This is a genomic window from Pseudomonas sp. NPDC087817 (assembly GCF_044742875.1).
Lineage (GTDB): Bacteria > Pseudomonadota > Gammaproteobacteria > Pseudomonadales > Pseudomonadaceae > Aquipseudomonas.
In genome coordinates this window covers 1-7,864 of the sequence record NZ_JBIUVJ010000114.1, presented here as the reverse complement: position 1 = coordinate 7,864, position 7,864 = coordinate 1, and the positions used below count along the sequence as shown (strand labels likewise).

The window sequence follows — 7,864 nt, the reverse complement described above, 5'->3', positions numbered from 1 at the left end:
CAAAGATAACTGCGGAACAGGAAGAACCCTGGCCGAGACTGAGTGCAAAGAGCAGGAAAAATTCTTGTAGATGGTTGGATCGAAATTCAACATATCGTGTAGAGATTCTCAGTGACACAAGCAACACAGTGACGCCACCTTAACCCTTTTTCCTGAACGTGCCAATGCTTCTTGCAAAGGTTTCTCTGTTTTAAGGATCGGCGGTGTGACGGTTCGTCGCCATACCGTGTAATTACGGGGTGTTCGGCGAGAATTGCAGCGCGCACTTTGAAGCGGGCGGCGCGACCGGTAAGATGCCGGACAGAATTTTTCACCTCGCTATTCAGGAAACCCGCCATGAGCATCAAATCGGACAAGTGGATTCGCCGCATGGCGCAGGAACACGGCATGATCGAACCGTTCGTCGAGCGCCAGGTGCGCGGCAGCGATGACAGCCGAGTGATCTCCTACGGTGTGTCGAGCTACGGCTACGACGTGCGTTGCACCAACCACTTCAAGGTGTTCACCAACATCAACTCCGCCATCGTCGATCCGAAAAACTTCGATGCTGGCAGCTTCGTCGACATCCACAGCGACGTCTGCATCATTCCGCCGAACTCCTTCGCCTTGGCCAGCACCGTCGAATATTTCCGTATTCCACGCAACGTACTGACCATTTGCCTGGGTAAAAGCACCTACGCTCGCTGCGGCATTATCGTTAACGTGACGCCGCTTGAGCCTGAGTGGGAAGGTCACGTGACCCTGGAGTTCTCCAACACCACCAACCTGCCGGCGAAAATCTACGCCAATGAAGGCGTGGCGCAGATGCTCTTCCTTGAATCCGACGAGGAATGCGAAGTTTCCTACAAGGATCGTGGCGGCAAGTATCAGGGCCAGCGTGGCGTGACTCTGCCGCGTACCTGAGTCGTCCATCCGGCAGATGTCGGGAATTCTTTGGCGGGCAGGCACTCTATGGAGTGTACTGCCCGTTTTTGCTTGTGCCGAAACGGGCCTTCGCCGAGGAGTGCCCTATGAAGATCGATCCGCATATCACTGCCGAACTGGCAAGGCTTGAGCCCAATCAGATTGGCGTTTTAGCCTGGTCCTTGCTGGCACACCCGTCCATCAGTCTGGCTGGCGGAATTCCGGGTCAGCCTGATCCCGATACCCCCAACGAACAACCGACCGAGCCGGGTGAGCCGACTCTGCCTGACGAGCCACCACCGGCACCTGTGGCCTGATCCCTATGGGAATTGAATGGCCAGTCAGTTGAAGTCCGCCAAGACTTCAACTGACTGGCCATATTTCGTTGTCGCCGATGACAAAAATCCTGCAGCTATCATCACGCTCAACCGGATAACCACCGGTAAACGCGCCAAACGCGGGCATCAGGCTGATGCGCTCGGCCAATCTGAAACACGCCAGCCGCAAGCTCTGCCGTCCCTTGCCATGCAGCCGATAAACCGGATGCACATGGCCAGCCAATACATGCCGCTCCGGGTGCGGATCGGGTTCGTGTTGTAACGAAAATGGCCCGAGCAATAGCGGTTCTGGCACTACGCGAATGTTCAGCGATACCGGCGGATCACCCGCGCGTTTGTCGTGATTGCCGCGAATCAGCGTCATCGGCAGATCAACGTGACGCGAGCGCCATTCGGCCAGTGCGCTCAGCGTGCCCACCGCGTGGGAGCCGGGCCCATGCAGAAAGTCACCGAGAAATATCAGCTGCCGGCAGGGCAGTTTCGCCAGCAGTCGATCAATCACCGCGATATTGCTCGCCGTTGTGCCTTGAGGGACGGGCTGGCCAAGGCTGCGATAGGCGGCCGCTTTGCCGAAATGTACGTCGGCGATCAGCAAGGCTTGCTGCGCCGGCCAATACAAGGCTTTTTCCGGCAACAGCCACAATTCCTCTCCGGCCAGGCGCACAGGATAGGGCGCGTTCATACGGAGTTACCCTTGTCAGCGGATTTTTCCAGATCTCCAACCATCCGTCTGATCCGGTCAGCCAGTTTTTCCGAGCTCATGCTCTCGCGCATGCGTTCCACCAACAGTGGAAACCCCAGCGGTGTAGGACGTTTGATCTGATGCACTTGCAGATTCATCTGATTGATGTGCTCTAGCGTCTGTTCCAGCCTGCGAATATCCAGTTCTTCCCGTAGGACCTCTTCCCCGGCCTGAGCCAGCAGCAGGTTGTCGGCGTCGTATTGCTTGAACACTTCGAAGAACAAACCGCTGGAGGCTTGCACTTGCCGGGTGCTTTTCGGCGCGCCGGGGTAACCGGAGAACACCAGTCCGGCGATTCGGGCGATTTCGCGAAAGCGCCGCAAGGCTAGTTCGCCCGCGTTCAGGCTGGCGAGAACATCGCGCAATAAGTGATCGGCACTGAACAGTTCGGTATCGAGTTGTTGCGACCAATCCACTGGCGTGGCACTGAGCAACTCCAGACCGTAATCGTTCACCGCAATCGAGAACGTCACCGGTTGACGCTGACTGACCCGCCACGCCAAAAGGCTGGCGAGCCCCAGATGCACTTGCCGTCCGGCAAACGGGTAGAGAAACAGGTGCCAGCCTTCGCGGGATTTCAGCACCTCGACCAGTAAATCGTTGGTTGTGGGCAAACCGGACCAGCGCGCCTGGGTGTCCAGCAGAGGCCGTAACGCCTGCATTTCCGGTCCGGCAAACTCACCCTGTGCAGCAGCGGTGAAGCGCGTCACCACCGCTTGCGCCAGTTCATTGGAGAGCGGCATACGGCCGCCATTCCAGCGCGGCACGGCGGCTTTCTTCGCCGTGCTGCGTTTGACGTAGGCGGTCATGTTTTCCACTCGTACCAGTTCCAGCAAACGCCCGGCAAACAGAAAGCCATCGCCCGGTTTGAGCCGTGCAATAAAGCCTTCCTCGACGCTGCCCAACTGCTTGCCGCCGCCACCCTTGCTCCAGAATTTGAGCTGAATGCTCGCGTCGCTGACGATGGTGCCGATGCTCATGCGATGCCGGCGTGCCAGCCGCGCATCGGGCACGCGCCAGACACCTTGTTCGTCGGGCTCGACTCGACGGTAATCCGGATAAGCCGTCAGAGACATGCCGCCATGGCGTACGAAAGCCAGCGCCCACGCCCAATCGGCAGGTGTCAGGTCACGATAGGCCCAGGCGCCACGGACTTCTTCGTACAACTCATCGGGTAAAAATCCGCCGCCCAGCGCCATGCTGACCAAATGCTGCACCAGCACATCCAGCGGTTTTTGCGGTGACAGTCGCGGTTCGATGCGTCGCTGCTCCACGGCATCACGAGCGGCGACGGCTTCGATCACTTCAAGGCTGTGGGTCGGCACCAGCGTCACCCGCGAGGTACGGCCCGGGGCATGGCCGGAGCGCCCGGCGCGTTGCATCAAACGGGCGACGCCCTTGGCTGAACCGATTTGCAGCACACGCTCCACGGGCAGGAAATCCACCCCCAGATCCAGGCTGGAGGTGCAGACCACTGCTTTCAAAAGCCCGTCCTTCAAGGCCTGCTCAACCCAGTCGCGGGTATCGCGTGACAGCGAACTGTGATGCAACGCGATCAGCCCGGCCCAGTCCGGTCGCGCCTCAAGCAGCGCCTGATACCAGATTTCCGATTGTGCCCGGGTGTTGGTGAACACCAGGCTGCTGGCGCAGACATCGAGTTCGGCGACCACTTGCGGCAGCATCTTCAAACCGATGTGTCCGGCCCACGGAAAACGTTCGAGGGTGGGTGGGAGCAGGGTGTCGATCGCCAGCGCTTTTTCGTTCTGACCCTGGACGCTGACGCCACCGCCTTGTGGGATCAGCACCTGTTCGGCGTGGGATTGATTACCGAGCGTGGCGGACACGCCCCAGACAATCAATTCGGGCTGCCAGTGACGAAGGCGGGCGAGGGCCAGTTGCAGCTGCACGCCGCGTTTATTACCGAGCAGTTCGTGCCATTCATCGACGACAATCATGCGCAGTGTCGCCAGCGCTGTTTGCGCGTCGGCGCGGGCGAGCAGCAGGGTCAGGCTTTCGGGTGTAGTGATCAGCGTGGTCGGCAGGCGTCGGCTCTGCCGGGCGCGCTCGCTGCTGCTGGTGTCACCGGTGCGCAGGCCGATACTCCACGGGATTTCCAGGTCCGTCACGGGAGTTTGCAGCGCGCGTGCGGTGTCGGCAGCGAGGGCGCGCATCGGGGTGATCCACAGTACGGTCAGCGGTGCGGCGAGCGGTTTGCGTTTGCGTGAAGTCACAACGATGGGGGCGGATCGGGCGAAGCGGTTGAGTGCGGCAAACCATACCGCATAGGTTTTGCCGGCGCCGGTGCTGGCGTGCAGCATTCCGGATTCACCGTTTTTTACCGCAGCCCACACCTGTTTCTGAAAGGCGAATGGCTTCCAGCCGCGAGCGCTGAACCAGGTTTTTGCGAGGTCGGAGGATTTCGCCATGCGGGCTGCGCGCGCTCTGGAGGGGTTATTCCAGTGACCACGCGGTGGGCGGACAAGTTTGATTTTTGTAGGAGTGAGCCTGCCCGCGATAACGGTGCGTAAGTCACATCAGTGCTGGATGTAATGACGCCATCGCGAGCAGGCTCACTCCTACAGGGGGTTGTGTACGACGTTACTTCAGGTTACCGCTGAGAAATTGCTTGAGGCGTTCGCTTTTCGGGTTGCCGAGCACTTCTTCGGGCGCACCTTCTTCCTCGACCAGACCTTGATGCAGGAATAGAACCTGGCTCGAAACTTTACGGGCGAAGCTCATCTCGTGGGTCACCATGATCATGGTCCGGCCTTCCTCGGCCAAACCCTGAATCACCTTCAACACTTCCCCGACCAGTTCCGGATCGAGCGCCGAGGTCGGCTCATCGAACAGCATCACCTCCGGCTCCATCGCCAACGCCCGGGCAATCGCCACGCGCTGTTGCTGGCCGCCGGACAAAAACGCCGGGTATTGATCGGCCACCCGCGCCGGCAGACCGACCTTGTCGAGGTAACGGCGGGCGCGGTCTTCGGCCTCCTGCTTGCTGCAACCGAGCACCCGGCGCGGGGCCATGGTGATGTTTTCCAGCACGGTCATGTGGCTCCACAGGTTGAAGTGCTGGAACACCATCGCCAGCCGCGTGCGCAGACGTTGCAGTTCATCGGCGTCGGCGACGTGCATGCCGTGGCGGTCGGTGACCATGCGGATCTTCTGGCCATCAAGGCTCATCGCACCGTCGTTGGGTTGTTCGAGAAAGTTGATGCAGCGTAAAAAGGTGCTTTTGCCCGAGCCGCTGGCGCCGATCAGGCTGATCACGTCGCCGGTCTTGGCCTTGAGCGAAACGCCTTTGAGCACCTGATGGTCGCCATAGCTTTTGTGCAGGCCTTCAACGGTCAGTTTGTACATGGGACAGACATCCTCAAGGCGAAAGTAGGTAGCCGCTGCGATAGGCTTCAGCGCCCGCGACGTGGGCGATGACCATGCCGGCAGTGGCCATGCGTCGCAGCGAACGGGCGTACATCACGCCGGCGCTGGTGCAATGAATGGGGGTGACCCGGTCGTGGATCGGGTCGATGATTTCGGCGATCTGCTGCCCGGCTTCGAGGTATTGCCCCGCCGTGGCGGTGTACACCAGCAGGCCGCCGACCGGGGTGGTCACCGGCTCCACACCCGCCAGCGGCGTGGCGGGGTAGGGCAGCGACGGCTGCGGTTTGGTCTCGCCGACGATCGCATCGGACTGGATCAGATAGTCGATCAGCGCCTGGCAGTCGCGGCTGGCCAGCGGATGGTTGACGTCACCCTGACCGCGCAACTCGACGGTCACCGAGAAACTGCCCAGCGGAATCTCGAAGTGTTCGCCAAAACGTTCCCTCAATTGCCACCACAGCAGCGTGAAGCATTCGTCGAACGACTGGCCGCCGGAATCAGTGGCCAGCAGGCTCGCCTGGGCTTCGATGTAGCGCGCCAGTGGCTCGACCTGCGGCCACGCTTCGGGCGTGGTGTAGAGGTGCACCACCGATTCGAAATCGCAATGCAGGTCCAGCACCATGTCCGCATCGCAGGCCAGCCGTTGCAGGGTCAGGCGCTGGGATTGCAGTTGCGTGCTGGCGGTCTGGCGGGCGAGGGCGTTGCGCAGGCTGGCGCGGATCAGTTCGAGGTTGTGCTGCGGATCGTCGCCCAGCTTGCCTTCGATGGCGTTGCCGATCTCTTCGCTGAGGTCGACGAACCAGCGGTTGAAGTTCTGCCCGCTCTCCAGTTCGTAACGGCCCAGCGGCACGTCCATCAGAACTTGTTCGAGGCCGACCGGATTGGCCACCGGCACCAGCACGATTTCGCTGCGCAGGCGCCCGGCGGCTTCCAGCTCCGCCAGACGCTGCTTGAGGTGCCAGGCGACGAGCATGCCGGGCAATTCATCGGCGTGCAGCGAAGACTGGATGTAGACCTTGCCCTTGGCCTGCGCCGGGCCGAAGTGGAAGCTGTGGATCTGTCGTGCGGTCCCCGGCAGCGGGGCCAACAGGTCATGGATCTGGTGTCGCATTACAAGGTTTCCTAGTGTGTCGGCCCGAGGAAGGCCAGCCATCGGCGTTCGGCGAGGCGGAACAGGCCGACCAGCGCAAAGGTAATGGTCAGGTAGATCAGCGCGGCGATGCCGAATGACTGAAAGGTCAGGAAGGTCGCCGAGTTGGCGTCCCGGGCGACTTTCAGAATGTCGGGGATGGTCGCGGTGAAGGCCACGGTGGTCGAGTGCAGCATCAGGATCACTTCGTTGCTGTAATACGGCAACGAACGGCGTAAGGCTGACGGCATGATCACGTAGGCATACAGCTTCCAGCCTGTCAGACCATAAGCCTTGGCCGCTTCGACTTCGCCGTGGTTCATGCTGCGGATCGCCCCGGCAAAAATCTCCGTGGTGTACGCGCAGGTGTTCAGGGCGAAAGCGAGGATCGTGCAGTTCATCGCATCGCGAAAGAAACTGTCGAGTATCGGCTGCGCACGTACGGCCGCGAGGCTGTAAATCCCGGTGTAGCAGATCAACAACTGGATATACAGCGGCGTGCCCCGGAACAGATAGGTATAGAACTGCACCGGCCAGCGCACATAGAAGTGGCTGGAAACCCGGGCGATCGACAACGGAATCGACACCAGGAAACCGATGAAGATCGAGGCGCTGAGCAGCCACATCGTCATCGCCAGACCAGTGATGTTCTGGCCGTCGGTATAAAGGAAGGCTCGCCAGTATTCCTGCAGAAGTTCGATCATCGTACGGCCTCCCGGGCACCGGCAGCGTAGCGGCGTTCGAGCCAGCGCAGGATGAAGTTCGAGGCACTGGTGATCAGCAGATAAATCAACGCGGCGAGGACCAGGAAATAGAACAGTTGGTAAGTGCTTTTACCGGCGTCCTGCGCGGCTTTGACCAGATCGGCGAGGCCGATGATCGACACCAGCGCGGTGGCCTTGAGCATCACCATCCAGTTGTTACCGATGCCCGGCAACGCGAAACGCATCATTTGCGGGAACACCACAAAACGAAAGCGCTGGCCGCGTTTGAGGCCATAGGCGGTGGCCGCTTCGACCTGACCGCGCGGCACGGCGAGGATCGCCCCGCGGAAAGTCTCGGTGAAATACGCGCCATAAATGAAGCCCAGGGTCAGCACCCCGGCGCTGAACGGGTCGATCTCGATGTATTCCCATTCCATGTAGTCGGTGAGCGTCGTCAGCCAGGTTTGCAGGCTGTAGAAGATCAGCAGCATCAGCACCAGGTCCGGCACCCCGCGAATCAGCGTGGTGTAGAGCTGGGCGGGCAGGCGCACCAGTTTGATTTTTGACAGTTTGGCACTGGCGCCGAGCAGGCCGAGCAACACGGCCACCAGCAGCGACAACGCCGATAATTTGATGGTCATCCAGGTGCCTTCCACCAGCAACC

The 7,864-nt window shown here is 60.5% G+C and carries 8 protein-coding genes; 2 read left to right on the top strand and 6 right to left on the bottom strand.

Annotation, left to right across the window (positions count from 1 at the left end; genetic code table 11):
• The first annotated feature begins 336 nt into the window (after positions 1-336).
• Both dcd and ACIONG_RS29300 read left to right on the top strand, forming a co-directional pair.
• Positions 337-903, top strand: a complete 567-nt coding sequence (gene dcd, locus ACIONG_RS29305; protein ID WP_007904652.1) for a dCTP deaminase — start codon at positions 337-339, stop codon at positions 901-903.
• Positions 904-1,010: 107 nt separating this feature from the next.
• Complete coding sequence (locus ACIONG_RS29300) at positions 1,011-1,220, top strand: hypothetical protein (RefSeq protein ID WP_103306577.1); 210 nt, start codon at positions 1,011-1,013, stop codon at positions 1,218-1,220.
• Between the two features lie 46 nt (positions 1,221-1,266).
• Here the strand turns inward: ACIONG_RS29300 and pdeM are convergent, their stop codons facing one another.
• The 6 genes from pdeM to ACIONG_RS29270 all read right to left on the bottom strand — a co-directional run bounded on the left by pdeM (position 1,267) and on the right by ACIONG_RS29270 (position 7,862).
• The gene (gene pdeM, locus ACIONG_RS29295) at positions 1,267-1,923 is read right to left on the bottom strand and encodes a ligase-associated DNA damage response endonuclease PdeM (RefSeq protein ID WP_315446022.1); all 657 of its coding nucleotides are present in this window, start codon (positions 1,921-1,923) and stop codon (positions 1,267-1,269) included.
• Positions 1,920-4,409, bottom strand: coding sequence for a ligase-associated DNA damage response DEXH box helicase (locus tag ACIONG_RS29290; RefSeq protein ID WP_401304416.1), 2,490 nt, complete (start codon positions 4,407-4,409; stop codon positions 1,920-1,922). The genes pdeM and ACIONG_RS29290 overlap by 4 nt, the downstream gene beginning before the upstream one ends.
• Positions 4,410-4,581: 172 nt before the next feature.
• Positions 4,582-5,346: an ABC transporter ATP-binding protein gene (locus ACIONG_RS29285; protein WP_401304414.1), complete on the bottom strand. Its 765-nt coding sequence runs from the start codon at positions 5,344-5,346 to the stop codon at positions 4,582-4,584.
• A gap of 13 nt (positions 5,347-5,359) precedes the next feature.
• Positions 5,360-6,478 (bottom strand): succinylglutamate desuccinylase/aspartoacylase family protein, encoded by a 1,119-nt coding sequence (locus tag ACIONG_RS29280; RefSeq protein ID WP_103306581.1) that lies wholly within the window; start codon positions 6,476-6,478, stop codon positions 5,360-5,362.
• Between the two features lie 11 nt (positions 6,479-6,489).
• The gene (locus ACIONG_RS29275) at positions 6,490-7,200 is read right to left on the bottom strand and encodes an ABC transporter permease (RefSeq protein ID WP_103306582.1); all 711 of its coding nucleotides are present in this window, start codon (positions 7,198-7,200) and stop codon (positions 6,490-6,492) included.
• Positions 7,197-7,862 (bottom strand): ABC transporter permease, encoded by a 666-nt coding sequence (locus ACIONG_RS29270; RefSeq protein WP_401304411.1) that lies wholly within the window; start codon positions 7,860-7,862, stop codon positions 7,197-7,199. Before ACIONG_RS29270 ends, ACIONG_RS29275 begins: the two co-directional genes overlap by 4 nt.
• Positions 7,863-7,864 lie beyond the last annotated feature (2 nt).

Coding starts and splice junctions, on each gene's coding strand:
- ACIONG_RS29275 (WP_103306582.1), bottom strand. CDS start 7,200: ATGATCGAACTTCTGCAGGAATACTGGCGAGCCTTCCTTTATACCGAC.
- dcd (WP_007904652.1), top strand. CDS start 337: ATGAGCATCAAATCGGACAAGTGGATTCGCCGCATGGCGCAGGAACAC.
- ACIONG_RS29280 (WP_103306581.1), bottom strand. CDS start 6,478: ATGCGACACCAGATCCATGACCTGTTGGCCCCGCTGCCGGGGACCGCA.
- ACIONG_RS29300 (WP_103306577.1), top strand. CDS start 1,011: ATGAAGATCGATCCGCATATCACTGCCGAACTGGCAAGGCTTGAGCCC.
- ACIONG_RS29285 (WP_401304414.1), bottom strand. CDS start 5,346: ATGTACAAACTGACCGTTGAAGGCCTGCACAAAAGCTATGGCGACCAT.
- ACIONG_RS29290 (WP_401304416.1), bottom strand. CDS start 4,409: ATGGCGAAATCCTCCGACCTCGCAAAAACCTGGTTCAGCGCTCGCGGC.
- pdeM (WP_315446022.1), bottom strand. CDS start 1,923: ATGAACGCGCCCTATCCTGTGCGCCTGGCCGGAGAGGAATTGTGGCTG.